At 70.7% G+C, this 26,354-nt stretch carries 27 protein-coding genes; 13 read left to right on the forward strand and 14 right to left on the reverse strand.

Features of this window, described 5'->3' with window-relative positions:
* The first annotated feature begins 74 nt into the window (after nucleotides 1-74).
* Nucleotides 75-785 (forward strand): TetR/AcrR family transcriptional regulator, encoded by a 711-nt coding sequence (locus C2L58_RS06910; RefSeq protein ID WP_103336702.1) that lies wholly within the window; start codon nucleotides 75-77, stop codon nucleotides 783-785.
* A gap of 46 nt (nucleotides 786-831) precedes the next feature.
* Here C2L58_RS06910 and C2L58_RS06915 read toward each other — a convergent pair whose 3' ends face one another.
* On the reverse strand, nucleotides 832-2,514 hold the full coding sequence (locus C2L58_RS06915; protein WP_103336703.1) for a purine-cytosine permease family protein: 1,683 nt from the start codon (nucleotides 2,512-2,514) through the stop codon (nucleotides 832-834).
* A gap of 230 nt (nucleotides 2,515-2,744) precedes the next feature.
* Between C2L58_RS06915 and pdxH the strand changes: the two genes are divergently transcribed.
* From pdxH to C2L58_RS06930, 3 genes are all read left to right on the forward strand, one after another.
* Complete coding sequence (gene pdxH, locus C2L58_RS06920) at nucleotides 2,745-3,422, forward strand: pyridoxamine 5'-phosphate oxidase (RefSeq protein ID WP_103336704.1); 678 nt, start codon at nucleotides 2,745-2,747, stop codon at nucleotides 3,420-3,422.
* Nucleotides 3,423-3,544: 122 nt separating this feature from the next.
* Nucleotides 3,545-4,810 carry an MFS transporter gene (locus C2L58_RS06925; RefSeq protein ID WP_199191176.1) on the forward strand — a complete coding sequence of 422 codons (1,266 nt, stop codon included), beginning with the start codon at nucleotides 3,545-3,547 and terminating at the stop codon, nucleotides 4,808-4,810.
* A 23-nt stretch (nucleotides 4,811-4,833) separates the two neighbouring features.
* Nucleotides 4,834-5,391: a DUF3558 family protein gene (locus tag C2L58_RS06930; RefSeq protein WP_103336706.1), complete on the forward strand. Its 558-nt coding sequence runs from the start codon at nucleotides 4,834-4,836 to the stop codon at nucleotides 5,389-5,391.
* A gap of 72 nt (nucleotides 5,392-5,463) precedes the next feature.
* Here the strand turns inward: C2L58_RS06930 and C2L58_RS06935 are convergent, their stop codons facing one another.
* From C2L58_RS06935 to C2L58_RS06945, 3 genes are read right to left on the reverse strand one after another with little or no spacing between them, the layout of a single operon-like run.
* Nucleotides 5,464-6,288 carry an MBL fold metallo-hydrolase gene (locus C2L58_RS06935; protein WP_103336707.1) on the reverse strand — a complete coding sequence of 275 codons (825 nt, stop codon included), beginning with the start codon at nucleotides 6,286-6,288 and terminating at the stop codon, nucleotides 5,464-5,466.
* Complete coding sequence (locus C2L58_RS06940; RefSeq protein WP_103336708.1) at nucleotides 6,285-7,121, reverse strand: MBL fold metallo-hydrolase; 837 nt, start codon at nucleotides 7,119-7,121, stop codon at nucleotides 6,285-6,287. Before C2L58_RS06940 ends, C2L58_RS06935 begins: the two co-directional genes overlap by 4 nt.
* On the reverse strand, nucleotides 7,121-7,699 hold the full coding sequence (locus C2L58_RS06945) for a TetR/AcrR family transcriptional regulator (protein WP_199191136.1): 579 nt from the start codon (nucleotides 7,697-7,699) through the stop codon (nucleotides 7,121-7,123). The genes C2L58_RS06940 and C2L58_RS06945 overlap by 1 nt, the downstream gene beginning before the upstream one ends.
* Before the next feature lie 66 nt (nucleotides 7,700-7,765).
* Here C2L58_RS06945 and C2L58_RS06950 point away from each other — a divergent pair, with 66 nt between their 5' ends.
* From C2L58_RS06950 to C2L58_RS06965, 4 genes are all read left to right on the forward strand, one after another.
* Nucleotides 7,766-8,671, forward strand: a complete 906-nt coding sequence (locus C2L58_RS06950) for an aldose 1-epimerase family protein (RefSeq protein WP_103337093.1) — start codon at nucleotides 7,766-7,768, stop codon at nucleotides 8,669-8,671.
* Nucleotides 8,638-9,141 (forward strand): GNAT family N-acetyltransferase, encoded by a 504-nt coding sequence (locus C2L58_RS06955; RefSeq protein ID WP_103336710.1) that lies wholly within the window; start codon nucleotides 8,638-8,640, stop codon nucleotides 9,139-9,141. Before C2L58_RS06950 ends, C2L58_RS06955 begins: the two co-directional genes overlap by 34 nt.
* An 11-nt stretch (nucleotides 9,142-9,152) precedes the next feature.
* Entirely contained in the window at nucleotides 9,153-10,370 is a 1,218-nt protein-coding gene (locus C2L58_RS06960) for an amidohydrolase (protein WP_103336711.1), read from the forward strand.
* Between the two features lie 196 nt (nucleotides 10,371-10,566).
* Nucleotides 10,567-11,709, forward strand: a complete 1,143-nt coding sequence (locus C2L58_RS06965) for a hypothetical protein (protein ID WP_146073537.1) — start codon at nucleotides 10,567-10,569, stop codon at nucleotides 11,707-11,709.
* Nucleotides 11,710-11,764: 55 nt separating this feature from the next.
* On the opposite strand, the gene C2L58_RS06970 is transcribed toward C2L58_RS06965, so the two are convergent.
* The 3 genes from C2L58_RS06970 to C2L58_RS06980 form a co-directional block, all read right to left on the reverse strand.
* Nucleotides 11,765-12,370 (reverse strand): Uma2 family endonuclease, encoded by a 606-nt coding sequence (locus tag C2L58_RS06970; protein WP_103336713.1) that lies wholly within the window; start codon nucleotides 12,368-12,370, stop codon nucleotides 11,765-11,767.
* A 117-nt stretch (nucleotides 12,371-12,487) separates the two neighbouring features.
* A complete protein-coding gene (locus tag C2L58_RS06975) occupies nucleotides 12,488-13,036 on the reverse strand; it encodes a Uma2 family endonuclease (protein ID WP_103336714.1) in 549 nt (182 codons plus the stop codon).
* A 49-nt stretch (nucleotides 13,037-13,085) separates the two neighbouring features.
* Complete coding sequence (locus C2L58_RS06980) at nucleotides 13,086-14,222, reverse strand: acyl-CoA dehydrogenase family protein (RefSeq protein WP_103336715.1); 1,137 nt, start codon at nucleotides 14,220-14,222, stop codon at nucleotides 13,086-13,088.
* 101 nt (nucleotides 14,223-14,323) lie between these two features.
* Between C2L58_RS06980 and C2L58_RS06985 the strand changes: the two genes are divergently transcribed.
* From C2L58_RS06985 to C2L58_RS07000, 4 genes are all read left to right on the forward strand, one after another.
* Nucleotides 14,324-14,905 (forward strand): TetR/AcrR family transcriptional regulator, encoded by a 582-nt coding sequence (locus tag C2L58_RS06985; protein ID WP_103336716.1) that lies wholly within the window; start codon nucleotides 14,324-14,326, stop codon nucleotides 14,903-14,905.
* Between the two features lie 41 nt (nucleotides 14,906-14,946).
* On the forward strand, nucleotides 14,947-15,888 hold the full coding sequence (locus tag C2L58_RS06990) for a carbohydrate kinase family protein (RefSeq protein ID WP_103336717.1): 942 nt from the start codon (nucleotides 14,947-14,949) through the stop codon (nucleotides 15,886-15,888).
* Nucleotides 15,889-16,085: 197 nt separating this feature from the next.
* Complete coding sequence (locus tag C2L58_RS06995; RefSeq protein WP_103336718.1) at nucleotides 16,086-17,402, forward strand: citrate synthase; 1,317 nt, start codon at nucleotides 16,086-16,088, stop codon at nucleotides 17,400-17,402.
* Nucleotides 17,403-17,462: 60 nt separating this feature from the next.
* Nucleotides 17,463-18,809: a cryptochrome/photolyase family protein gene (locus C2L58_RS07000; RefSeq protein WP_103336719.1), complete on the forward strand. Its 1,347-nt coding sequence runs from the start codon at nucleotides 17,463-17,465 to the stop codon at nucleotides 18,807-18,809.
* Between the two features lie 43 nt (nucleotides 18,810-18,852).
* On the opposite strand, the gene C2L58_RS07005 is transcribed toward C2L58_RS07000, so the two are convergent.
* The 6 genes from C2L58_RS07005 to C2L58_RS07030 all read right to left on the reverse strand — a co-directional run bounded on the left by C2L58_RS07005 (nucleotide 18,853) and on the right by C2L58_RS07030 (nucleotide 24,085).
* Nucleotides 18,853-20,043, reverse strand: a complete 1,191-nt coding sequence (locus tag C2L58_RS07005; protein WP_103336720.1) for an ABC transporter permease — start codon at nucleotides 20,041-20,043, stop codon at nucleotides 18,853-18,855.
* Nucleotides 20,040-20,954, reverse strand: a complete 915-nt coding sequence (locus tag C2L58_RS07010; protein ID WP_103336721.1) for an ABC transporter ATP-binding protein — start codon at nucleotides 20,952-20,954, stop codon at nucleotides 20,040-20,042. Before C2L58_RS07010 ends, C2L58_RS07005 begins: the two co-directional genes overlap by 4 nt.
* Nucleotides 20,947-21,495, reverse strand: a complete 549-nt coding sequence (locus C2L58_RS07015; RefSeq protein WP_103336722.1) for a DUF6498-containing protein — start codon at nucleotides 21,493-21,495, stop codon at nucleotides 20,947-20,949. The genes C2L58_RS07010 and C2L58_RS07015 overlap by 8 nt, the downstream gene beginning before the upstream one ends.
* Nucleotides 21,492-21,761 carry a helix-turn-helix transcriptional regulator gene (locus tag C2L58_RS07020; protein ID WP_103336723.1) on the reverse strand — a complete coding sequence of 90 codons (270 nt, stop codon included), beginning with the start codon at nucleotides 21,759-21,761 and terminating at the stop codon, nucleotides 21,492-21,494. The genes C2L58_RS07015 and C2L58_RS07020 overlap by 4 nt, the downstream gene beginning before the upstream one ends.
* Before the next feature lie 222 nt (nucleotides 21,762-21,983).
* A complete protein-coding gene (locus C2L58_RS07025; RefSeq protein WP_103336724.1) occupies nucleotides 21,984-23,525 on the reverse strand; it encodes a glycerol-3-phosphate dehydrogenase/oxidase in 1,542 nt (513 codons plus the stop codon).
* Nucleotides 23,522-24,085, reverse strand: a complete 564-nt coding sequence (locus C2L58_RS07030) for a TetR/AcrR family transcriptional regulator (protein ID WP_103337094.1) — start codon at nucleotides 24,083-24,085, stop codon at nucleotides 23,522-23,524. Before C2L58_RS07030 ends, C2L58_RS07025 begins: the two co-directional genes overlap by 4 nt.
* Nucleotides 24,086-24,182: 97 nt before the next feature.
* Here C2L58_RS07030 and C2L58_RS07035 point away from each other — a divergent pair, with 97 nt between their 5' ends.
* On the forward strand, nucleotides 24,183-25,802 hold the full coding sequence (locus tag C2L58_RS07035) for an FAD-binding oxidoreductase (RefSeq protein WP_369904167.1): 1,620 nt from the start codon (nucleotides 24,183-24,185) through the stop codon (nucleotides 25,800-25,802).
* Here the strand turns inward: C2L58_RS07035 and C2L58_RS07040 are convergent.
* Entirely contained in the window at nucleotides 25,780-26,334 is a 555-nt protein-coding gene (locus tag C2L58_RS07040) for a gamma-glutamylcyclotransferase family protein (protein ID WP_103336726.1), read from the reverse strand. The two genes, C2L58_RS07035 and C2L58_RS07040, sit on opposite strands and share 23 nt — an antisense overlap.
* Nucleotides 26,335-26,354 lie beyond the last annotated feature (20 nt).

Genomic DNA, 26,354 nt, shown 5'->3' on the forward strand with positions numbered 1-26,354 from the left:
TTGGTAATCAAGGTTTTCACAATTTAGCCGCACCCGGTAGGATCCGGCAATCCCTCAGAAGGAGGAGACACCCGTTGGCTCGCACGTACGGCGGCGTCGCACCCGAACAACGTCGCGCCGACCGCCGCGAGCGGCTGCTCACGGCCGGCCTCGAACTGTTCACCACCACCGGCTTCCGGCAGACGAAGATCACCGAGGTCTGCGCTCGCGCCGGCGTGTCGACGCGGAACTTCTACGAGGAGTTCACCGGGAAGGAGGACGTGCTGCGCACCCTCCACGACCGGATCAACAGCCTGGCGCTGGAGCACGTCACCGCCGCGCTCGACAAGGTCGCCGAGGCCGACGCCATGACCCGGATCGCCACGCTGCTCGACGTCTTCATCGACACGGTGACCGTGGACCCCCGGCTCCCGCGGCTCAACTACGTCGAAGCCGTCGGCGTCAGCGCGGAGCTCGAGGAGCAGCACCAGGTGTGGGTCGACCGCTGGGCGACCTTCATCGAGACGGAGGCGCGGCACGCGGCCGAGCGCGGCGCCGCGCCCGATCGCGACTACCGGCTGACGGCGATCGCCCTGGTCGGCGCGGCCACCGGGCTGCTGCGCGAGTGGCAGGCGCACGAGCCGCCGCTGCCGGTGGAGGACGTCGGCGCGGAGCTGCGCGCGCTGATGCTGGCGGCCATCATGCGGCCCGCAAAAATTTCGGAGATCCCAGGCAACCCCGGCGCACCCTCCGGCGTGGAACAGGCGAGCCGGGAGGGGGATCCGGGGGGACGCCGGCTCGCGTGAGGGCCCTTTCCCGGCAGCGGATTCCGGGAAAGGGCCCTCACGGACATCACGTGGTGCGGGCCGTCGGCAGGCCGAGCGCGACCGGGCCGGTCGTCTGGCACATGTCGTGGCAGGTGTTGTCGAGCGTGCAGCAGAGCGAGCAGATCGGGCCGTCCTGCTTCGCGCAGTCGGCGACGTCCGGCAGTTCGTACGGGTCGCCGCAGGCCGAGCAGGTGTGCGTGGCACGCAGATCGACGTCGGCGTCCGGGCCGGCGACCGTGTTCGGCCGGGCCAGGTAGTACTTGCCGCGGGTCGCCACCGCCAGGACCGGCACCAGCGCGACCGCGATGACCAGCGCGAGCACCGGGCTGAACGCGGCCAGGAACGGCCCGAACGCGCCGAAGTACGCCGTGATCGACACCGCCGACGCGACCACCATCGCGCCGAACCCGACCGGGTTGATCTTGTGCAGGTAGGCCCGCTTGAACTCGATGTAGCGCGGCGAGAGGCCCAGCGGCTTGGCGATCACCAGGTCGGCGCAGACGGCGCCGATCCACGCGATGGCGACGTTCGAGTAGAAACCGAGGATCTTGTTCAGGAAGCCGAACGCGCCGAACTCCATCAGCGCGAGCGCGATCCCGCAGTTGACCAGCACGTACCAGACCCGGCCGGGGTGCTTGTGCAGCACGCGGGAGAAGAAGTTCGCGAACGACAGCGAGCCGGAGTAGGCGTTCGTCGTGTTGATCTTGATCTGCGAGACGACGACGAACAGCGCGGCGAACGTCAGCGCCACCGGCCCGAGGGCGGGTTTCACCGCTTCCAGGTAGGGCGCGATCGGCTCGAGCGCGTGCGTCTTCCCGACGACACCGAGGGCGAGGAACGCCAGCAGCGCGCCGCCGATCTGCTTCGCGGCCCCGAGGATCACCCAGCCGGGTCCGGCGGCGAGCACGGCGGCCCACCACGACCGCTTGTTCTCCGCCGTTTTCTCGGGCATGAACCGCAGGTAGTCGGCCTGTTCGCCGATCTGCCCGATCAGCGACAGCGCGACGCCCATGCCGAGGCCGAACCCGATCGCGGAGAACCCGGAGCCGGTGCCCTCGGTGCCGCCGAAGTGCGCGAACTCGGCGAACTTGCCGGGCTCCCGGACCAGCACGACGACGAACGGCAGCACCAGCCCGGCGAGCCACAGCGGCTGCGTCCAGGTCTGCATCTTCGCCACCGCGCCCATGCCGTAGAGGGCGAAGGGCAGCACGATGAGCGTCGCCAGCAGGTAGCCGATGGGCAGCGGGATGCCGAGGGCGAGTTCGAACGCCTGGCCCATGATCGAGCCTTCGAGCGAGAAGAAGATGACGGTGAAGCTCGCGTACACGAGCGACGTCAGCGTCGACCCGAAGTAGCCGAAGCCGGCTCCGCGGGTCAGCAGGTCCATGTCCACTCCGGACTTCGCGCAGGCGGCCGCGATGGGCACGCCGGTGACGAAGATGACGACGGCCGCGGCGAGGATCGCCAGGACGCCGGAGGTGAAGCCGTAGGAGAGCACGATGCTGGCGCCGATCGCGAAGTCGGCGAGGTAGGCGATCCCGCCCAGCGCCGTCGTCGCGACGACGAACGGGGACCATTTCCGGAACGAATGGGCGGCGAAGCGCAGTGAGTAGTCCTCGCGGTTCTCGTTCGCCGCGAGCGGGGCGTACTGGCGTTTCGGCTGGGAGCTTTCTTCGGCTTCTTCGGCGCTGGACAGGATCTCGGTCATGCCTGCCTCCGGGGGTGGTGGGGAACGCGCCGAAGGTAGGTGCTCGCTGTATCGATCCTGGTCCGGCGGGTAACGCGGGGGTTACAGCTTGTTGTCCTGTGGTTACGGGCAGGTGGCGCGGACGAGGTGGCGGGTGTCACCGTTCAGTGGGTTCCGCTGCCGCTCTTGAGGCCCTAACGTGCGCAGGAGCCGAAGTGACAGCTGCCCCGACCGGGTACGGAGGTTTGGCGATGATGCCGGAGATCGAGGACCAGGTGGAAGACGCCGTAGTGCGCCTGCCGGGAATGCGCGTCGCCTACGACGGCGCGGCGTTCGACGAATCCGCGCTGGCGGCCACCTGGACCGACCAGTTGCAAGGGTGGCTGAACCAGGCCGTGGCCGCCGGCATCGCCGAACCGAACGCGATGGTGCTGGCGACGGCGGACGCCGAAGGCCGCCCGTCGTCCCGGACGGTGTTGTGCAAGGGCCTCGACGACCGCGGCGTGGTGTTCTACACGAACTACACGTCCTCGAAGAGCCACGACCTGACGGCGACGCGGTACGCGTCGGTGACGTTCCCCTGGTACGCGCTCCACCGCCAGGTCCACGTCCGCGGCGAGGTCGAGAAGGTCGGCGTCAAGGAGACGGCGGAGTACTGGGCCCAGCGCCCGCGCGGCTCGCAGCTGGGTGCGTGGGCGTCGCCGCAGTCCCGCGTGGTGGACGGCCGCCGGGCGCTGGAGAACGCGCTGCACGGAATCGAGCGGCGGTTCGCGGACGTCGAGCAGATCCCGGCCCCACCGCACTGGGGCGGCTGGCGGATCCGCCCGGACCTGGTGGAGTTCTGGCAGGGCCGCGAAGACCGCATGCACGACCGGCTGCGGTACGTCCGCAACGACGACGGGTGGAACATCGAGCGCGTGGCGCCGTGATCTCGACGCCCTGAGGTTGCGGTCTGCGCAACCTCAGGGCCGCTCACGGGCGACATAAATCACGCGACCCCGGATAGTTAGCCCGGCTAAGCTGATGTGTCGTGACTGGTGAACCGGGGACCCTGCCGCCCCGCTCGGGCTTGCGCAAGGTCCTCGGACGCATCATCGTCGACACGCGGCCGCTCAAGATCCCGGCCTTCCGGCGGCTCTGGCTGTCCACTGTGGTCACCGCCGTCGGGACCCAGCTGACCGCCGTCGCCGTGCCCAAGCAGGTCTTCGACCTCACCGGGTCCTCCGCCTACGTCGGCCTCACCGGGCTCGTCGCCCTCGTGCCCCTGCTGATCTTCGGGCTCTGGGGCGGCGCCGTCGCCGATGCCGTCGATCGGCGGAAGCTGCTCTTCGTCACCAACGTCGGCGTCGCGATCACCTCCGCCCTCCTCTGGCTGCAAGCCTTCGCGAACTTCGGCTCCGTCTGGCTCGTGCTCGGCCTGCTCGCGGTCAACCAGGCGTTCTTCGCGATCAACATGCCCACCCGCGGTGCCGTCGTCGCGCGGCTCGTGCCCGCCGAACTGCTGCCGTCCGCGAACGCCCTCAACAGCACCATGTCCACCTTCGGCGCCGTCTTCGGGCCGCTGCTCGCGGGTGCGCTGATCCCCGTCCTCGGCCTCTCCACCCTCTACCTGATCGACGTCGTCGCCCTGACGATCACCCTCCTCGCCGTCTGGCGGCTGCCGTCGATCCCGCCGCTCAACGGCCCCTCGCGCCGCGCCGGGCTGCGGGACGTCGTCGACGGCTTCCGGTACCTGGCCGGGCAGAAGATCCTGCTGGCGTCCTTCGTCGCCGACATCATCGCCATGGTCTTCGGGATGCCGCGGGCGCTGATCCCGGAGATGGCCGAGCGGACCTTCGGCGACCCGCCCGGCGGCGGCCCCGCCCTCGGCTGGCTCTACGCCGCCCTGCCGCTGGGGGCGATGCTGATCGGGCTCTTCTCCGGCTGGCTGACGCGCATCCACCGCCAAGGCGTCGCGGTCGTCGTCGCGATCTGCGCGTGGGGTGCCGCCGTGGCCGCGTTCGGGCTCGCGCACTCGCTGTGGCTCGCCGTCGTCTTCATGGCCCTGGCCGGCGCCGCGGACATGGTCAGCGCCGTCTACCGGATGGCGATCCTGCAGGTCGCGACCACCGACGAGATGCGCGGCCGGCTCCAGGGCGTCTTCACGGTCGTCGTCGCCGGCGGTCCGCGGATCGCCGACCTCACGCACGGCTGGGGCGCCGCCGCGTTCGGCACCACGGTCGCGGCGAGCGCCGGCGGCCTGCTGGTCATCGTGCTGGTCTGCGCGTCGATGTTCCTGCTCCCGGCCTTCTGGCGATACCAGGCGCCCACGACGTAGGCCGATCGGGTTAGGGTGCGAACATGCGTACCCTTGTTGTCGCTTTTGTCGCTTTAGCCGCGTTGACTGCCTGCTCCTCCGGGGACGAACCGTCGAAGGCCCCGTCGTCCTCCGCGGCCCCGAAGCCGAAGCCGGCGCCGAGTACGAACGCCGCCGCCGGGGCGCTCGACCCGTGCAAGCTGCTGCCCGCGGAGGCCGTGTCGAAGGCGCTGTTCCTCGACAACCTCACCGCGGTCCCGGGCCCGGTCCAGGACAACGCGGCCAGCGGCGGCAAGGCGCGCACCTGCGAGTACCAGCACAACGGCACGACCGCGGGCGCGCTCGCGGTGACCCGCTACGAGGGCAAGCAGGGCAAGCCCGCCGAGATGCTGGCGTCGATCAAGAAGGCGAAGCCGGGCGCGCAGGACGTCCCGGGCTTCCCGGACGGCGCGGTCTACTACGTCGACGGCCAGAAGGCGGCGACCCTCGTCTCGGCCGAACTGGTGGCGGGCACGCCGGTCCTGGTCAACTACTCCGGCCCGGCGAAGATGACGCCGGAGCAGATCGCGCCGCTCGTCAAGCAGGCCCTCGCGGCGAGCTGATCAAGCCCGGCCGGCGAGTTGCCGCTCGCGCCGGCCGCGTGCGGGGCCGGCCGACCCCGCACGCCGGCCGGATCACCGGCGCAGCGCGGCCAGCTCGACCGGGCTGTGTGCCGAAAACACCGTGACCTCGTCCTGGTGGGTCCGCGCCAGCTCGTGCAGCCGCGCCAGGTTCTCCAGCCTCGGCCCGCGCAGCGTCTGGACGATGTTCTGGAACGCCGTCAGGCCCGGTGGGCAGTGCGGGGCCACCGGGTCCAGCTGGCCGTGGAAGAAATAGGCGTCGCCGGCGTGCAGGAGCCAGCCGTCGCCGGTGTCGACGGCCACGCCCGTGTGGCCGCGCGTGTGTCCCGTGAGCGGGATCAGCAGGATCTCCTCCGGCAGGCCCTTCAACGACCGGACCGCCTCGAAGCCGAACCACGGCTCGCCCGGCTCGTCGTACGTGCTCCACAGCGGGCGGTGCGCGAACTGCGCCGCGCGGTAGCGGTTCTTCTCCGCCGCGTTCGCCGGGGACGTCGCCGCCCGGTGCTCCTCGGCGCGGACGTGCACGACGGCGTTGGGGAAGTCGGCGAGGCCGCCCGCGTGGTCGACGTCGAGGTGGGTCATCACGATGTGGCGGACGTCCGCCGGGTCGAGGCCGAGGGCCTTGATCTGCGCGACCGCCGTCTCGGCGGCCACGGGCTTGGCACCGACCATCGCCATGAACGGCCGGCCGAGCCACTCGCCCGGGCGGGCCACGCCTTCGCTGCCGAACCCGGTGTCGACCAGCACCAGGCCGTCGCCGGTCTCGATCAGCAGGCAGTGGGCGACCAGCTCCGCCCGCCGCAGCAGGCCGGGCTCCCCGTCGAGCAGCTTGCCACCCGCCGGGCGCATCGATCCGCAGTTCAGGTGGTGCACCTTCATACGCTGCTCCTGGTGCTCAGCCGGAGGAATTCGGTCTCGTCGTGCGCGGCGAAGACGGTGACCTCCGCGCCGTGCTCCTGAACAAGCTGACGCAGGCGGCGGTGATTGTCCAGCCGGGCGCGCGGCACCGTCTCCATGTGACCTTCGAACCACTTCAGGCCCGGCGGGCAGTGCGGGGCGGTGGGATCGACCTGCCCGTGGAAGAAGTACGAGTCGCCGGCGTTGAGCAGCCAGCCGTGTCCGGTGTCGACGGCGACCCCGGCGTGCCCGCGCGTGTGCCCCGACAGCGGGACCAGCAGGATCCCCGGCGGCAGGCCGTCGAGCTGCCGGACGGCGCCGAAGCCGAACCACGGTTCGCCGCTGTCCGCATAGGACGTCCACTGTGGACCGTGAGCGAACTGGATTCGGCGGTAGCGGCCGCGTTCGGCGGCGTCGCGCGGCTCGGTGAACGCCCGCAGCTCTTCGGCGTAGACGTGCACGCGTGCCCACGGGAAGTCGATCAGCCCGCCCGCGTGGTCGAGGTCGAGGTGGGTCAGCACGATGTCCCGGACGTCGGCGGGGTCGAAGCCCAGCGCGCGGATCTGCGCGATCGCCGTCTGCGCCGGGTCCGGGACGGGGTTGGACTGGCGGACGAACCCGGCGCCCAGCCAGGCGGTCCGGTCGACCGCGGCCGGCGTGCCCATGCCCGTCTCGACGAGCACGAGACCGGTGTCGGTCTCGAGCAGCAGGCAGTGGCAGACCATCGTGGCGCGCCGGAACACGCCCGGCCGGCCGTCGATCAGCTTTCCGCCCAGGGGGCGCATGGTGCCGCAGTTCAGGTGGTGGACACGCATCAGGCGAACTCCCGGTCGAGGGTGGTGTGCAGGTGGGTGGCGACCGCGCGCAGCGGCGCGAGGTCGCGGCGGGTGCGGGCCAGCAGCAGCCCGCCTTCGATGGTGGCGAGCACGATGGTGGCGAGCTCGTCGGCGCGCTCGGCCGAAAGTCCTTGTCCGGCCAAGTAATCCGTGAAGATCGTGTGCCACGACGAGTACCCGTCGGCGCAGGCTTCGCGGATCGGCTCGCTCGCCGCGGCGGCGTCCAGCGCGACCGTCGCGAGGGGGCACCCCCGTCGGAAGTCCGATCCGGTGAGGAAACCCGCGAGCGCGTCGACCGCGCGGTCGATCCCGGTCGCGGGGTCGGGAGCGTCCTCGAGGATGGCTTCGAGGAGAGCGCCCGTGCGCTCGCTCGACAGCCGGACGGCTTCGGTGGCGAGCTGCTCCTTGCCGCCGGGGAAGTGGAAGTAGAGCGACCCCTTCGGGGCGCCGCCCGCCGTGGTCAGCTGGGTCAGGCCGGTGGCGTGGTAACCCTGGGTCTGGAACAGGTCGGCGGCGGTGTCGAGCATCCGCTGCCGCGTGTCGGTGCGGCGAACCATGACCGAACCGTAGCGCAAACTATGACGACCGGTCTAGTGACTTCGCGGATCGGTAAGGTCGTCCGCATGGGCAACCCGACCGGTCAGCAGTTCGAGATCACCCGCGGCAACGCGCGCGCCGTCGTCACCGAAATCGGTGCCGGGCTGCGCGCCTTCGAAGTCGGCGGCGTGCCGTACGTCGAGGAGTTCCCCGAAGACGCGAAGCCGCCGATGGGGGCCGGGCAGGTGCTGCTGCCCTGGCCGAACCGCACCAAGGGCGGCCGGTGGACGTTCCAGGGAGAGACCCAGCAGCTCGACATCACCGAGGAGGCGCGCGGCAACGCCATCCACGGCCTGACCCGCCACCTCGAGTGGGAGCTGCTGGAGCACGCCGAATCGTCGGTCACCCTGGCCGTCGACGTCGAGGTGCAGCCGGGCTGGCCGGTGCCGCTACGAGCGACCGTCACTTACGAGGTCGCGCCGCGCGAACTGACCATCACCCACGAGATCCGCAACGAAGGCGAGCAGCCGATCGGCGTCGGCGTCGGCACGCACCCGTACTTCCGGATCGGCGACGTCCCGACCGACGAGCTGACGCTGACGCTGCCCGCGAGCCGGGTCCGGCCGTCCCGGCCCGACGAGCAGATGCCGTACGCCGAGGAGCAGGACGTCGAGGGCACGGAGTACGACTTCCGCGCCGGCCGCGGGCTGGCGGGCGTCAACCTGGACACGGCGTTCGGCGGTCTCGCGACGGCCGAGGACGGCAAGCACCACATCGTCCTGAGCCACGACGGGCAGGAACTGCTGGTCTGGACCGGCCCCGACTTCCGCTGGGCGCAGGTGTTCACCCCGGACGACCTGGTCGGCCGCGGCCGGGCGGTCGCGATCGAGCCGATGACCTGCCCGGCCGACGCGCTCAACACGGGCACCGACCTGATCGAGCTGGCGCCGTCGGCGTCGTGGTCGGGCAGCTGGGGCGTCCGGGTCCGGTGACGCCGCTTCGCCTGGGCGTCGCCGACGCGGGTGAAGTGCTGACGCTGCAACGCGCCGCGTACGTGACCGAGGCGCGCGCCCACGGCGACCTGGACCTGCCGCCGCTGCTGGAGACCCTGGACGAGACCCGGGCGGCGCTGATCGGGCTGTCCTGGGGCGTCCGGGAAGCGGGACGCCTGGTGGCGTCGGTGCGGCTGACGGTGACCGGGCCGGTCGGCGTGATCGGGCGCCTGGTCGTCGCCCCGGACCGGCAGGGAGCCGGGCTCGGCGGCGGGCTGCTGCGGTTCGCGGAGTCGGCGGCGCCGGCGGAGGTGACGGTGTTCCGGCTCTTCACCGGCTCGAAGAGCGTGGGGCCGTTGCACCTGTACGCCAAGCACGGCTACCGCGAGACGCACCGGACACCCGAGAACAACCACGAGCTCGTGCACTTGGAGAAGGCCCGCGTGCACGCCCCCGGACGAGTTCGTTAGCGTGGCGAACTATGGCGAAGGCAATTGTCGGGGGCTATGTCGTCCCCATCGACGGTGATCCCATCGACGGCGGCACGGTCCTGATCGACGGCGGCAAGATCGTCGCGGTCGGCACCGAGGCCGACGTCGACATCCCGGAGGACGCCGAACTGGTCGACGCGGCCGGCACCTGGGTGCTGCCCGGCTTCATCGACGCCCACGCGCACCTCGGGGTGCACGAGGAGGGCGAGGGCTGGTCCGGCAACGACACCAACGAGATGACCGACCCGAACGGCGCCCGCTTCCGCGCCGTCGACGGCATCGACCCCTACGAGCCCGGCTTCGACGACGCGCTCGCGGGCGGCGTCACGAGCGTCGTCATCAAGCCCGGGTCGGGCAACCCGATCGGCGGCCAGACGATCGGCGTGAAGACGTGGGGCCGCAGCATCCTGGACATGATCTTCGCGGAGCACGTCAGCGTGAAGAGCGCGCTGGGCGAAAACCCGAAGCGCGTGTACGGCGAGAAGAAGCAGACGCCGTCGACGCGCCTGGGGGTCGCGGCGATCCTGCGCGAGGCGTTCACCAAGGCCCGCAACTACCAGGCGAAGCGCGCGCACGCGGAGTCCGAGGGCAAGCCGCACGAAGTCGACCTGACGCTGGAGACGCTGTCGAAGGTCCTCGACGGCGAGCTGTTCTGGGACCAGCACGTCCACCGCGCCGACGACATCGTGACGGCGATCCGGCTGGCCGACGAGTTCGGCTACAAGCTGGTGATCAACCACGGCACCGAAGGCCACCTGATCGCGGACCTGCTGGCTTCCCGCGAGGTTCCGGTGATCCTCGGCCCGCTGTTCACCACGAAGTCCAAGGTCGAGCTGCGCAACCGCACCCTGCGCTCGGCCGGCATCCTGGCCCGCGCGGGCGTGAAGATCGCGATCACCACCGACCACCCGGTGATCCCGATCAACTTCCTGGTGTACCAGGCGGCCCTCGCGGTGAAGGACGGCCTCGACCCGGCGACGGCGCTGCGTTCGCTGACCGTCAACCCGGCGTCGATGCTGGACCTCGACGGGCAGATCGGCTCGCTGAAGCCGGGCCTGGACGCCGATGTGGTGCTGTGGTCGGGCGACCCGCTGGACGTGATGAACCGCGCGCTGCGCGTCTTCGTCCGCGGTGACGAGGTGTACCACTTCGACGAGTCACTGGGCGAGGGTGTGTCCAAGGACCGCCGGTACCGGGAGACGCGCTGAGACTCGGGTGGCACGCCGGTAACCGGGCGGTTCCGGCGTGCTGCCCGTCTGTTCGGGCCGTTCAGCCCAAGCGAGGCTTGCGCTGAACGGCGCAGCACCGGGCAGTCGTTCCGGCCCCTTTGGGCGGCCTCGCGGTCCTTGCGCGCGTCCCCGCGACCTCTCACTCTGGGGCGAAGGGGAGTAAGGGAGGCGCGGCGTGCGGGACCACCAGCAACCTCCCGCATCGCGGGTCGAAGCGGCGCCGAAACCGATGAAGCCGGCCCGGCGAGGCTCGGAGCTGTTGTACCTCCAGCGCGCAGCGGGGAATCGCGCGACCGCCGACCTGGTAGTGGCGCAACGGTTCGGCGGTGGCCTGGCGACGGCGATGCCGGCACCCCAGCTGGCCGGGGCGATGACCGTGACGGGCATCGTCGGGAGCGTCGAAGGTGCCGCGCTGGTGAGCGTGGTGGTCGACGGTGCCGCCGGGGTCGCGGCCGGCGCGGCGGCGGTGGCGACGAGCCCGGTGGTGCTGATCGGGCTGGCCGTCATCGGCACCGGCGTGCTGATCTACCTGGCGGCGCAGGACTGGCAGCGCTACAGCCAGGCCGCGGCGGCTCCGGCCGCCGCGCCCCGGCCGAGATTGCCGGACGAAGCGACGATTCCCCGAGCCGCCGCACGGCCGTCTGCGTTGACGCCGGGGAACCTGGTGGGTCCGTTCGCTGCGACGCTGGCCGGCGGCATCACGGCGACGCAGATCCGGCAGCACATCGTGGTGCGTGAGCGGACGCGCGGGCAGAACTGCGTCCCCCCGAACCCGGCGCCCCTGGTGGCCTGGGTCCTCACCCGGGCGATGGCCGACCTGCCGGACAACCTGCGGCGGTTCTGGTCGCACCGGTCAGGGGTGCCGCAGACGACCATGGCTGTCCGGCGTGATCGGCGCAGGTTCCTGCGTGAGCTTCGCCGGGCGATGAACTGCGCGATGGTGGCGGCCAAGTGCGACGGCGAAATCGTCGGGTTCGCGCAGGGGAACAAGTACGTCGACGAACGCAGGCACGCCGAGGAGTTCGCGCTCGACGAGATCAAGGTGCAATTGCGCCCGCGTAGCCGCGCCGAGCTGACCGGGGGGACGTTGCTCAGCGTGTGCGAGCAGGTCCCGTGCAACGGCCAGTACGCAGGCAAGAACTGTGACCGGTTGCTGCGCCAGTACTGGAACGGGAAGTCCCACGGCGGCGCGGTGACCGGATTGGCGACCGGGTGGCCGCCGGGCTACGACGCAGGGGCCAACGCGGTGTACAACACTGCGTGGGAGAACCTGTACCAGCGGTCGATGTCGGCGGCGATGCGCGTTCCGCTGCTGTGAGCCGCGGCTACGCGGTCTTCAGCTCCCGGACGGTTCCGGCGTGCTGCCCGTCTGTTCAGGTGAGCAGCGCGTTCAAGTCGATCTTGACGGGGAACGGGACGTCGGTCGTGAAGGTGCCGGTGACCGCCGCGGCGTCCATGTACCCGAATTCGCCGGCTTGGTGGCACGCGACCAGGGAGATGGGCTCGCTCATGTCGATGATCCAGTAGTGCGGGATTCCCGCATCGGCGTACTCGTCGTGCTTCACCTGGTAGTCGGTGCGCTTGGAGCCGGGCGACACGAATTCGACGACGACCACCACCTCTGCGGCGCGATACATGTCACCCTCGTCATCCACGCGAGCACTCGCCTCGCGGTAGGTGATCACCAGGTCGGGACGGCGGGAAAACCCCGGTTTGCCGCGGGGTGCCAAACCGAGGTCCACGTCGAGGTCCGGGGTGAAATCGAGTTCCGCGGGTAGCTGTGATTCCAGTTGGCGGCCCAGCAGCCAAGCGGCCTTGTTGTGCTTTCTGCTGGGGCTGGGGGACATCACGATGCGACCTTCCACGAGCTCGGTGAAACCGGAGTCGGTTTCACCGAGGGCCGCGTACTCCTCGATCGTCAGCAGGTGATCGGGGATCTCCCACTGGCGAGCGGGGCCCGGCTTGGGAAGTGCAATCACAGCGTCTCCTCACGTCGCCCCCGGCATTGTCTCACGGTTCAGGTGCAACCATGAGTAACCGTATCTGTACCGAGCGTGTGACACTCTTACGTCGACGTGGTGAACCCGCCCGTCTGCTCAGGGGACCAGCGCGCCGAGGTCGAGCTTCACCGGGAACGGGACGTCCGTCGTGAAGGTGCCGGTGACCGCCGGCGCGTCGGCGTAGCCCGATTCCCCGCCTCGGTGGCAGGCGACGAGCGTGACCGGCTCGGCGGTGTCCACGATCCAGTAGTGCGGGATCCCGGCGTCGGCGTACTCGTCGTGCTTCACCTGGTAGTCCGTGCGCTTCGAGTCCGGGGCCACGATTTCGACGACGATGAGCACCTCGTCGGCCCGGAACAGGCCGTTCCCGCGGGCGAGCGCGGCGCGGCCGACGATCAGCAGGTCCGGCCGCCGGGCGAAGCCGGGTTCGCCGTCCGGTGCCAAGCACAGGTCGAGGTCGTTGCGGACGACGAAGGCGAGCCCGCGCGGCAGCTGCCGTTCGAGCTGGCCGGCCAGCAGGCAGACGGCCACGTCGTGGCTCCGGCCGGAGCCGGGCGAAGTCACCACGCGGCCTTCCACCAGCTCCGTGAAACCGGTGCCGTCGAGCGCCGCGTATTCCGCGATGGTCAGCAGATGACCGGGCATGCCACCACGGTATCCGTCCCCAGCGCGCGACACGGGTCGCTGGATCGGGCTACGCGTTCTTCAGTTCCCGCGCGATGACGACCCGCTGGATCTGGTTGGTCCCTTCGAAGATCTGCGGCACCTTCGCCTCCCGCATGTACCGCTCCACCGGGAAGTCCCGCGTGTACCCGGCGCCGCCGAGGACCTGGACGGCGTCCGTCGTCACCTTCATCGCGCCGTCGGTCGTCACCAGCTTGGCGATCGACGCCTGCCGGTTGAAGGGCATCCCGCGGTCACGCCGCCGGGCCGCGTCCAGGTACAGCGCCCGGGACGCCTCCACCGTCGCGGCCATGTCCGCCAGCAGGAACTCGACGCCCTGGAAGTCGATGATCGGGCGGCCGAACTGCGAGCGCCCCTTCGCGTACGCCACCGCTTCGTCCAGCGCCGCCTGGGCCAGGCCCACCGCGCACGCCGCGATCCCGAGCCGGCCCGAGCTCAGCGACGACAGCGCGATGCGCAGCCCGGCACCCGGGGCGCCCAGGAGCCGCTCGGCCGGGACCCGGGCGCCGTCGAAGATCATCTGGGCGGTCGGCGAGCCGGTCAGGCCCATCTTCCGTTCGCGCGGAGCGGCCGAGAGGCCGGGCGTGGCCCCGTCGACCAGCAGGCAGGAGATCTCGTCCGGGCCGGTGCGGACCATCGTCGTGTAGAAGTCCGCCACCCCCGCGTGGGTGATCCACGCCTTGGTCCCGTCGACGACGTAGTCCGGGCCGTCGAGACGCGCGCGCGTCGACAGCGCCGCCGCGTCCGAGCCCGCCTGCGTCTCCGACAGCGCGTACGCGCCCAGGAGCGAGCCTTCGAGCATGTCCGGGAGCCACCGGTCGCGCTGCTCGTCGGTGCCGTACTGCGTGAGCGCGTAGCAGGACATGGTGTGCACCGACAGCCCGACGCCGACCGTCATCCACGCCGTCGCGATCTCCTCCAGGACCTGGAGGTAGACCTCGTACGAGACGTCGCCGCCGCCCCAGCGCTCGCTGTAGGGCAGGCCCAGCAGCCCGGACTTGCCCAGGAGGCGGAACTGCTCGCGGGGGAACTGCTCCGCTTCCTCGGCCGCTGCCGCCCGCGGGGCGAGCTCGTCGCGCGCGATCTCGGTGGCCAGCGCGACCAGGGCCTCCGCGTCGGAATCGGGCAGCAGGCGTTCGGCGGGCATCTTCGGCCTCCAAAGCGGTACTGAAAACAGTACTGTGGGTCAATCCAGAGTACAGTACGGCAGACCTGGGGTGGCCGGAAGACGTAGGAGATAGTGAGCCGATGCGCCCCGAACCCCGCCGACGGCCGACCGCCCGCCAGCAGGCGCTGCTCGGCGACCTCGAGGCGTTGTTCCTGGCCGAGGGGTTCGCCGTCTTCACGCTGGACGACCTCGCCGGCCGCCTGCGCTGCTCGAAGTCGACGCTCTACGCGCTCGCGCCCAGCAAGGAGCAACTCGCCGTCAAGGTCGTCACCCGGTTCTTCCGGGGCGCCGCGGAGCGGATCGAGGAGCGCATCGCCGGGATCGACGACGCCCGCAAGCTCATCGGCGAGTACCTGGCCGGCGTGGCCGAGCACCTCAACCGGGCGTCGGCGGCCTTCATGCGGGACCTCGCCGAATTCGGCCCGGCCCGGGAGGCCTACCAGCTCAACAGCCGGTTCGCCGCGAACCGGCTCCGGCAGTTCATCGACAAGGGTGTCGCCGACGGGGTGTTCCGCGACGTCCACGCCCGGCTGGTGGCCGAGATGACCGGGCTGATCATCGAGGGCATCCAGACCGGCGTGCTCGCCCAGCGGACCGACGTGTCCGACGCCGACGCGTTCACCGCTTTGGGTGAGCTGCTGCTCGGCGGCTTGAACAAATAGCGGACAGGAATTGTCAGGCCGGAGTCAATTAAACTGCCGTCGTGATCGTCGTAGGCGGAGAAGCTCTGGTCGACCTGGTTCCCGGCGACCCCCTGGATTCCACAGTGGACGGTGGGTTGCGCGCGCTGCTGCCCCGGCTGGGCGGTGGCCCGTACAACGTCGCGCTGGCCGCCGGCCGGCTCGGGGTGCCGGCGGCGTTCCTCTCCCGCGTGTCCACCGACCGCTTCGGTGAAGCGATGATCGAGCGGCTGCACGCCTCCGCCGTCGACACCTCGCTGCTGCAGCGCGGCGACGAGCCGACGACGCTGGCCGTCGTGGCGCTCGACGCGAAGGGGGCCGCGCGCTACAGCTTCTACGTCGAGGGCACCGCCGACCGGCTGGTCGCGGATCCGGGTCCGCTGGCCGACGGTGTGACAGCGCTCTCACTCGGCACGCTCGGCATGGTCCTCGAGCCCGGCGCGTCGGCGTACGAGGCGATGCTGCGGCGTGAAGCGGCCCGCGGCGTGCTGACCGTCCTCGACCCCAACATCCGTGAAGCGCTCATCGCCGACCCGGCCGCCTACCGGGCCCGGTTCGCGTCCTGGCTGCCGGACGTCCGGCTGCTGAAGATCTCCGACGACGACGCCGCGTGGCTCACCGAAGGCGCCGATCCGGTCGCCGCCGCGAAGACGTGGATCGAGTCCGGTGTGGACGCCGTGGTGCTCACCCGGGGGGCCGACGGGCTCTCGGTGATCACCGCCGCAGGTGAGCTGGCCCACGTGCCGTCGCGAAAGGTCACCGTCGTGGACACCATCGGCGCGGGCGACACCGTGCACGGTGCGCTGCTGGCCTGGCTGCACACCCGCCAGGCCACCGACCTGGCCTCCCTCGACGCCGACGCGTGGCGCGAGGCGCTGGAGTTCGCGGCGAAAGCGGCGTCGATCACGGTCTCCCGCAGCGGCGCCGAACCGCCCACGTCCGCCGACATGGCGGCCACCGTGTGAACCTGGTCCCAAAGGGGCCCCCAGGAGCAACGTCACCGCTGCGCGAAGGCGGGTTTCTCGACTAGCGTAGAGGGGCATTCTTCATACCCCAGCGGGGCGGTGTGCAGCGAGGCGCCAGTGTTTCCTCGCGTGAACACGTGGCTACCTGTGGAACGTACAGGCGCCGCCGGCCCGTGCCCAACGTGAGAGGGACTTGCATGTCCGACGCGACGACTGCGGGGCAGTCCGGCGGAGAAACCGCGAAGCTGACCCTGCCGAGTGGCGAGCACGAGTTCAAGATCGTCCACCCGGTCGAAGGCGCGCCGGGGATCGAACTGGGCAAGCTGCTGGCGCAGACGGGGTACATCACCTACGACCCCGGTTTCGTCAACACCGGTGCCGCGTCGTCCGCCATCGCCTACATCGACGGTGACGCCGGCATCCTCCGCTACCGCGGGTACCCGATCGAGCAGCTGGCCGAAAAGTCGACCTTCGTCGAGGTCTCCTACCTGCTGATCTACGGCGAGCTGCCGACCGAGACCCAGCTGGCCGACTTCACCGGGAAGATCCAGCGGCACACGCTGCTGCACGAGGACCTCAAAGCGTTCTTCAGCGGCTTCCCGCGCGACGCGCACCCGATGCCGGTCCTGTCCAGCGCGGTGTCGGCGCTGTCGACGTTCTACCAGGACTCGCTCGACCCGTTCGACGAGCCGAACGTGGAGCTGTCCACGATCCGCCTGCTCGCCAAGGTTCCGACGCTGGCCGCCTACGCGTACAAGAAGTCCGTGGGCCAGCCGCTGCTGTACCCGGACAACTCGCTCGGCCTGGTCGAGAACTTCCTGCGGATGACGTTCGGCTTCCCGGCCGAGCCGTACGAGGTCGACCCGGACGTCGCGAAGGCGCTCGACCTGCTGTTCATCCTGCACGCCGACCACGAGCAGAACTGCTCGACCTCGACCGTGCGCCTGGTCGGCTCGTCCGAGGCGAACCTGTTCGCCTCGATTTCGGCGGGCATCAACGCGCTGTTCGGCCCGCTGCACGGCGGCGCGAACGCCGCGGTGCTCGACATGCTCGAGGGCATCAAGAACGACGGCGGCGACGTCGCCAAGTTCGTCGAGCGGGTGAAGAACAAGGAAAAGGGCGTGAAGCTGATGGGCTTCGGGCACCGGGTCTACAAGAACTACGACCCGCGCGCGAAGATCATCAAGAACACCGCGGACGAGATCCTCGGCAAGCTCAAGGGCGGCGACCAGCTGCTGGAGATCGCCAAGAAGCTCGAAGAGACCGCCCTTTCGGACGACTACTTCATCGAGCGCAAGCTGTACCCGAACGTGGACTTCTACACCGGCCTGATCTACCGGGCGCTGGGCTTCCCGACGAAGTTCTTCACGGTGCTGTTCGCGCTCGGCCGGCTCCCGGGCTGGATCGCGCACTGGCGCGAGATGATCAACGACCCGGCCACCAAGATCGGCCGCCCGCGGCAGATCTACACCGGCCACGCTTCGCGGGACTACACCCCGATGTCGGAGCGCTGATTCGTTTCAGGCGAACGTCCCGCCGTGCACCCGCACGGCGGGACGTTTACGTTTACCGTCGTGACTCGAGAAGCGCCGGTCGTCCTGTGGTTCCGCCGTGACCTGCGGCTGGGTGACCACCCTGCCTTGCTGGAGGCGTCGAAGCACAGCAAGCACGTGCTCGCGCTGTACGTCCTCGACGAGGCGTTGCTCAAGCCTGGTGGAGCCCCGCGTGAGGCGTTCATGTACGGCTGCCTGGAGAAGCTGAACGAGCAGCTCGGCGGCCGGCTGATGCTGGTCCGCGGCGAACCGGCGGCCGAGGTCGTGAAGGCCGCGAAGAAGGTCGGCGCGGCCGCGGTGCACGTCAGCGCCGACACCGGGCCCTACGGCCGCCGACGGGACGCGTCGGTGGCGGAAGCGTTGGCGGAGCACAACATCGAGTGGGTCGAGACGGGCTCGCCGTACGCCGTGACGCCGGGCCGCGTCACCAAGCCGGACGGCGATCCCTACCGCGTCTTCACTCCCTTTTACCGGGCGTGGACCGCGCGCGGGTGGCACTCGCCCGCCGACACCGGACCATCCCTTGTGGACTGGGTCGAACCGCCGCGGTCGCTGAAGATCCCGAAGGCGCCCGCGGTTTCCGCGACGCTGCCCGAACCCGGCGAGCAGGCCGCGCTCGACGTCTGGCACGAATTCCTGGACGACGGCATCGAGACCTACGACGAGGACCGCGACCGGCCGGACCGCCAAGGCACCACCCGGCTTTCGCCGTACCTGCGCTGGGGGTGCATCCACCCGCGGACGATCTTGGTGGACCTGGACGGCGACGACCGCGTCGGCGCGAAGTCGTTGCGCAGCGAGATCTGCTGGCGCGAGTTCCACGCCGACGTCCTGTGGCACCGCCCGGAAACGGCGCGCGAGAACTACGACCGGCGCTTCGACGGGATGAAGTACGACGACGACCACGAGGCCTTCGAGCGCTGGTGCGCGGGCCGCACCGGTTACCCGATCGTGGACGCCGGGATGCGACAGCTGCTGGCCGAGGGCTGGATGCACAACCGGGTGCGGATGGTCGTCGCGAGCTTCCTGGTGAAGGACCTGCACCTGCCGTGGTGGCTGGGCGCCCGCCACTTCATGAAGCACCTGGTGGACGGCGACCTGGCGTCGAACCAGCTGAACTGGCAGTGGGTCGCGGGCTGCGGCACCGACGCGGCGCCGTACTTCCGCATCTTCAACCCGACGACCCAGGGCGAGAAGTTCGACCCGCAGGGGGATTACGTGCGCAAGTACGTGCCGGAGCTGCGGTCCGTCGAGGGCAAGGCGGTGCACAAGCTGAAGGACCGCCCCGAGGAGTACCCGGAACCCATGGTCGACCACGCCCACGAGCGCCAGGTCTCCTTGGAGCGGTACGGCAAGATCACGTCGTGAGTGGTAATCCGGGTTCTAACCCTCCTTGCCACTCACGACGGCGTCAGCCGCGCAGGGCCTCCGACAGCTTGATCCGGCTGCCGATCCGCAGCACGCTGTTGCCGTAGATCTTCCCGCCGATCCAGGTCAGCACGGCGACGAGCGCGATCGTCAGGGCCAGCGACAGCCCGATCTCCCAGCCCGCCGCCGCGCCCGTCGAGATGCGGGCCGGCATCAGGATCGGCGACAGCAGGGGGATCAGCGAGACGGTCTTCGTCGCCGAGCTCGCGGGGTCCTGGACCAGCAGGTTGAAGCCGGCGATGAACCCGACGACCAGGATGATGTTGAGCGGCCCGACCACCGACTGGGTGTCCTCCTGCCGGGACACCAGCGACCCGAGCGCGCCGTAGATGGTGGCGTACAACAGGAAGCCCAGCAGGTACCAGAGCAGGCCCCACAGCACCGCACCGGTTGCGAAGCCGGACAGGGTGAACACGCCGGTCGCCGCCGCGGCGCCCAGCCCGACCATCGCGAGGATGACCAGCTGGGTCAGGCCGACCAGGCCGAGCCCGATGACCTTGCCCAGCAACAGCTGCCACGGCCGCACGCTGGCGAGCAGGATCTCCACGACCCGGCTCGACTTCTCCTCGACGACGCCCTGCGCGACCATCATCCCGTAGGTGATGATGCTCATGTACAGCAGGAACGCCACCACCAGCCCGACGACCAGCCGCTGCGTCTGGTCGGCCGGCTCCGGCGAGAGGGCGTCGTCCTGGACGTGGGTGCCGTTGACCCTGGCCATCACCTCGGCCGGTTCCAGCTGCGCGGACGACAGCACGCCGTCGAGCACCTGCTGCTGGGCGACCTGGTCGAGCACCCGGCGCAACGCGCTGTCCAAAGAGGACTTGTAGGTGGCGGTCAGCTGCGCCGCGCTGCCCGAGACGAGCGCGTCGACGTCGCCGTCTTCGACCTTCTTCCGGCCTTCCGCCGCGTCGGTGACGACGACCGTGCTGATCTCGCGGCCGGAAAGCGCCGCTTCGGTCTGCAGCTGGCGCGCGATCCCGATCGCCTGGCCGGTCAGCCCGACGGTCTTCTTGTCCGACGAACCGGCCAGCGACGTCTGGAAGAGGACGTACCCCAGCAGCAGCACCAGCAGCACGCCGGTGCCGACGACGAACGACCTCGTGCGCAGCCGGGTGTTGAGCTCGCGCTTCATCACGAGCCAGACGGCGCGGCGGCCACTCAACGTCCTCATCGCGGTTCCCCCTTCTCGGACACGGCGTCGCGGAACAGCTCGGTGAGCGAGCGGCGACGGCGGCTGAACTCGGTGACCGGCCCGGTCGCCAGCGCGGCGGCGAGCACGGCCTGGTCGTCCGCGCCCGGTTCGAGGTCGAGCACGGTGGTGGTGCCGTGGTGCTCCAGCACGCGCACGCCGGGCAGGTTCGCGGCCCAGCCGTTGCTCGCGGCCGGCGCCGTCACGACGAGCTTGCTGCGCGCGCCCGAGGTCAGCTCGCCGACCGTGCCGACGGCGACCATCCGGCCGCTGCGGATGATCCCGACCCGGTCGCACAGCCGCTCGACGAGGTCGAGCTGGTGGCTGGAGAACACGACCGGCACCCCCGCGGCGGCCTTCTCCCGCAGGACGCCGCTCATCACATCGACGGCGAGCGGGTCGAGGCCGGAGAACGGCTCGTCGAGCACCAGCACCGCGGGGTCGTGCACCAGCGCGGCGGCCAGCTGGACGCGCTGCTGGTTGCCGAGGCTGAGCTTCTGCACCTCGTCCTTGCGGCGCTCGGCGAGCCCGAGCCGGGTGATCCAGTTCTCGGCGTTGCGGTGGGCCTCGTCGGTGCTGAGCCCGTGCAGCTCGGCCAGGTAGACGAGCTGGTCGAGCACCTTCATCTTCGGGTACAGCCCGCGTTCTTCCGGCATGTAGCCGATGTGCGTGCGGGTTTCGTGCGTGACCGGCCGGCCGTCGAAGCGCACTTCACCGCCGTCGGCGGCCAGCACGCCCAGCGCGATCCGCATGGTGGTGGTCTTGCCGGCGCCGTTGCTGCCGACGAAGCCGAACAGCTCGCCGGCGTGGACGTCGAACGAGACGCCGTCCAGCGCGACCTTGGCGCCGTAGCGCTTGGAAATCCCGTCGATCTCCAGTGTCCCCTCAGGCATTCCCCATCCCCTCTTCGAAGTCTTCGGGGTCGTCGTCCGGCAGCGACCAGCCCAGCACGATGGCCGGGATGGTCGTGCCGGTGACCAGCAGCGCGGACAGCATCATCGCGCCGCGGACGCCGCCGTTTTCGGTTTCGGCGATGAACAGGCTGTACAGCAGGGCGATCACCATCAGGTAGCTGAGCGCCTGGTAGCCGATGTAGGTGACGCGGTGGCGCCACTCGCGCTCGCGCTCGTCCAGCAGGCGCGAAAAGCTGTTGGTCATCCGCCCGGTCAGGATGCGCAGCGTCAGGAACGCGAAACCGCCGACGACCAGCCCGCTCAGCCACAAGGCCGGAAAGACCCATTCCGGCGCGACCTTGAACCGCGTCGCGCCGACGATCATGATCAGATCGGCGACGACCAAGATGGCGACCAGCGTCCGGCGGTGCTTCCGGGTACGCCAGCCGGCCAGGTGCCGGGCCCGTTTTCGTTCGGCTGCCTCGAGCTTGTCGAGCTGGCGTTCCCAGTAGGCCGCGAGGCGGCCCGGCTGCTCGGTCATGCTCCCCCCTCGCGGTAGACCTGGGTGGAAAGCGGCGTGAACGGCTCGCGGCTGAAGACCGCCTCGACGGGCAAGTCGAACACCGCGCAGATCCGGAACGCCAGATCCAGGCTCGGATAGTGGTCGCCCCGCTCGAGCGCGCCGATGGTCTGCGGGTTCACCTCGACGGCACCGGCAAGCGTTGCACGGGTCATCCCGCGCTCGGCCCGGAGCACGGGAAGCCGGTTGTAGATCGGCAGCTCTTTGCCGCGTCTGACCGGGCTCATGGCACCAACTGTTGCAAAAACCCAACGGGACGTCAACTCAAGAGAACATCAAGTCTGGTTGTGCACATGGGTGGTGGGTTGTGGATGAGTGGGTGGGGTGGGCGGCTGAGCGGCGGTTTTGTCGGTGGGGACCGATAGACTGGACTTGGGCACGGCCCCCTAGGGAGGGCGGGGAGCTGTGTCGGCGGGGAGCTGTGTCGGCGGGGAGCTGTGCTGCCGACGTCAGGCGAGCCCTGCTAGCGACTTGTCGACAAGTTCCGCCACCCGCTCCCGTGCCGCCTCGGCGTCCGACGGGATCAACGAGAGCCGCGTCCGGCGCTCCAGTACGTCCTCGACGTCCAACGCTCCCTCGTTCCGGACCGCCCACACCACCTCGGCCGCCGTGACCTCCGTCCCCGGCGCCACCGGGGCCGCGAATTCCGCGTCCACCTCGCCCAGCGCCGCCACGCGTGATGCCTCCGTGCCGTACCGGGCCACCAGCCTGAGCGCCGCGTCCACAAAGGACAACTCCGGCCGGGGCGCCGCTCCCAGCAGCGGTAACCGGGCCGTGCGGCACGGGGTTGCCGGGAGTCCGGCGAGGCGGACCGCCGCGTCGACCGCGTCCTCGGCCATCCGGCGGTACGTTGTCAGCTTGCCGCCCACCACGGTCAACAGCCCGTCCGGTCCGGCCAGGACCGCGTGCTTGCGGGAAAGATCCGCCGACCGGCCGCTCGTTCCCTCGACCAGCGGCCGCAGCCCCGCATAAGACCCAGCCACGTCCGCCCGGGTCAGCGGCCGGGCGAGCACCGAGGAAGCCAGCGACAACAAGAAGTCCACATCGGACTCAGGAACCACTGGCACGGAAGGGATCGGGCCCGAGACGGGCTCATCGGTGAGTCCCAAGTAGACTCGGCCGTCCGGCTGGGGGAGCAGGAAGACGAACCGGTTGGTCTCCCCGGGCACGCCGATGTTCACCGACGTCGTCCCCATCGGCACCGTCCCCGGCGCCAGTACCAGGTGTGAACCGAGCGATGGCCGCAACCGCACCGAACCCGTCAGGGTTCCCGCCCACACCCCCGTCGCGTTGATCACCTGCCGGGCGTGGATGTCCATTGTGGAGCCAGAAAGACCGTCGCGCACCTGAACGCGGTCTGCGGCAAGCGAAACGGCCGACAGTCGCGTGAGGATGCGGGCACCGAACGATGCCGCCGTCCGGGCGAGGGTAACCACCAGCCGCGCGTCGTCGACCAGCGCGCCGTCGTAAGCCAGCCAGGCGCCGCGCAGGCCGTCGGGGGACAGGCCCGGCGCCAGGGCCAAGGCCAGCGGCGCCGGGATCGACCGCGGCCGCGGCAGCACCGACGACGGCGTGCGCGCGGCGCGGCGCAGCACGTCCCCGGCGCGCAACCCGGCCGCGACCACCCGCTCCTGCGCGCGGGAAGTGCTGGGGTACCACGGAAACAGCTGCGGCATCGCGCGGGTGAGGTGTGGTGCCGTGCGCGTCATCAGGATCCCGCGCTCCACCGCGCTTTCGTGCGCCAAGCCGAGTTCGCCGTGCGCCAGGTACCGCAGGCCGCCGTGGACCAGCTTCGACGACCAGCGCGACGTCCCGAACGCCAGGTCGTGCGCCTCCACCAGCGCGACCGACAGGCCCCGCGAAGCCGCGTCCAGTGCGATACCCGTGCCGGTGACGCCGCCGCCGACCACGACGATGTCGACGCGCTCGCCCGACGCCAGCTCCGCGAGCTCGCGTTCGCGGCGCCGCGCGTTGAGCGAGCCGGACGTCATGGCCGCAAAGCCGCGTCGAGCACGTGGGTGAACTCCGCCATCAGCGCCACCTCGTCGACGTCCACGGTGGCCGGCCGCAGGGAGAACGCGAACGACTGCACCACCAGCAGCACCGAACGGGACTGCACCGCGACCGGCGCCCGCCGGATCGAGCCGTCCTGGTGACCGGCCTCCAGTAGGGCGTGCAGCGCCTGCTCGGCGAACTTCTGCGTCGCGCCGAGCCGCTCCACGATGTACGGGAGGACGAGTTCGGGGTCGACGTCGAGCAGGGTGCGGAACAGCGGGTCGGTCGACAGCGCGCGGACGCCGGCCGCGGCGATGAGCACGAGCCGGTCGCGGCTGTGCGCGGCATCCGCGCCGCCTTCGCTCGCCGTGCGCAGCAATCCGCTGAACTCGCGGGTCATCAGGGCGGCGAGCACGCTGCGGACGTCGGGGAAGCGGCGGTAGACCGTCATCCGGCTGACGCGGGCGGTGCGGGCGATTTCGGCGAGTGTGGTGCGGCGCACACCGACGGCCAGCACGCACGAGCGCGCGGCGTCGAGCAGCACGTCATCGGCCACCCGCGTCGCCGTCTGGCGGTTGCGGGTGTCCGCGAGCGCGGAGGAACCTGCCGTCTGCGTGGTGTGACGTTTTACGTCCATGTGTCACACTGTAGTCGTGAACGCTCTCATTGACCACCGCCTCCGCCGGTCCTGGACCGAGGAAGCCGCCGGCGCCGCCCCGCTGCCCGCGCGGGCGGCCAAGTGGCTTGAACAGCGTATCGGCCAGACGGCCCCCAGTGCTGCTCCGACGGCCGATTTGCCGGTGGAAATACCGTCACCGAAACTGGCGAAACCTGCTGAGGAAGCGCTTGCGGAAGTGGTCGGCGCGGAGAACGTGCTGGTCGACGCCCCGGCCCGGCTGGCGCGGGCGACCGGACTGTCCTACCTCGACCTGCTGCGGCGCCGTTCGCCGTCGGCGGAGTTCCCGGTGCCCGACGCGGTCGTGCTCCCCGCCGACCCCGACGAGGTCCAGGCGGTCCTCGATGTCTGCGTCCGGCACGACGTCGGAGTGGTGCCCTTCGGCGGCGGAACGTCGGTGGTCGGCGGGGTAGCCGCACTGCGCGGCGAGAAGACGTCGGTGATCGCGCTGGACCTCGTCCGGCTCGACGCGCTGGTGTCGGTGGACGCCGAGTCGCGCATCGCCGTCCTGCAGGCCGGCGTCCGCGGCCCCGAAGCCGAGCGGCTGCTCGCCGGGCACGGCCTGACGCTCGGGCACGTCCCGCAGTCGTTCGAACGCGCCACTATCGGCGGCTTCGCGGCGACGCGCTCGGCGGGCCAGGCGTCCTCGGGCTACGGGCGGTTCGAGGACATGGTGACCGGCGTGCGGCTGGCCACCCCGCGCGGCCCGTGGAAGCTCGGCGTCGCCCCGGCGTCCGCGGCCGGGCCGGACCTGCGCCAGCTCGCGATCGGCAGCGAGGGCACGCTCGGCGTGATCACCGAAGTCGCGCTGCGGGTGCGGCCGGTGCCGCCGGTCCGGCGTTACGAGGGCTACGCGCTGCCGGGCTGGGCGGCCGGCGCCGAAGCGGTGCGGGACCTCGCGCAGCACCACGCGCTCGCCGACGTCACCCGGCTGTCCGATGTGGACGAGACCGAGGTGTCGCTCGCGCTGAACGCCGGGCTGAAGACGGCGGCGCTGCGCCGCTACCTCGCCGCGCGGGGAGTGCGACGGCCGTGTTTCCTCATCGTCGGCTGGGAAGGCACCGCGCACGACGTGTCGCTGCGCCGCCGTGAGACGGCTCGGAGACTCAAGGCGTCGGGCGGCGTGCGCGTCGGGAAGGCGCTCGGCGAGTCGTGGCGGCACGGCCGGTTCGCCGGACCCCGGCAGCGGGACACGCTGCTGGACATGGGCATCTGCGTCGAAACGCTCGAGACGGCCGCGTACTGGTCCAATGTGGACGAACTCCGTGACGACGTCCGCGCGGCGCTGACGGCCGCGCTGGGCAAGGCGATCATCATGTGTCACATTTCGCACGCGTACGAAACGGGGGCGTCGCTGTACTTCACGGTGCTGACGGCCCGCGACGAAGCCGACTCGATCGGTCAGTGGCAGCGCGCGAAGGCGGCGGCCTGCGAGGCGATCGCCGGGCTGGGCACGATCTCGCACCACCACGCCGTCGGCGTCGACCACGCGCCCTACCTGAGCGCGGAAATCGGTTCGCTGGGCGTCGAGGTGCTGCGCGCGGCCAAGTCCACTGTGGATCCGACCGGGATCCTCAACCCGGGAAAGCTGGTGTGACGACTTCGCAGGGCACGCCGTGACCGTCGGCCGCGACGCCGTCGAGCCGGGCCGCTTCGGTTTGCGGGACGTCGGAGGTGCGCACCGGCGCGCCGTTCACCAGCAGGGGATAGCGGATCGGCGCGGCGCCGACGTACGTGTGGATGTCGGTCAGGCGCGTGCCGTCCTCGAGGGTGATGTCGGGGTCGGTCAGCCGGGCCAGGTGGTAGCGGGTGCCGCGGCCTTCGCAGCGGTCCAGGACCGCGAGCTGGTCCGGCGTCACGAACCAGATGGCGTGCTCTTCGACGCCCGGCAGCGCGGTGAGGGTGGCCGGGCGCTGGTCGTCGACCACGCGGAAGCCGGCCGCCCACACCGCGGCGAGCCCGGCGCAGCGCGCGTGCGCCACGACGACCGGGCCTTCGAGACCGAGCCGGGCGCGCAGCCAGGTGATCTTCGACGGGTTCGCGTTGGAACCGTAGGCCAGCACGGCCATCCGGTCGCGCCAGCCGTCCGGCGCGGTGTCCAGGGGGTGCCCGACGCCGTCGACGTGCACGAACGAGTGGCCCGGCCGGG

This window comes from Amycolatopsis sp. CA-126428 (genome assembly GCF_002904335.1).
GTDB lineage: Bacteria > Actinomycetota > Actinomycetes > Mycobacteriales > Pseudonocardiaceae > Amycolatopsis.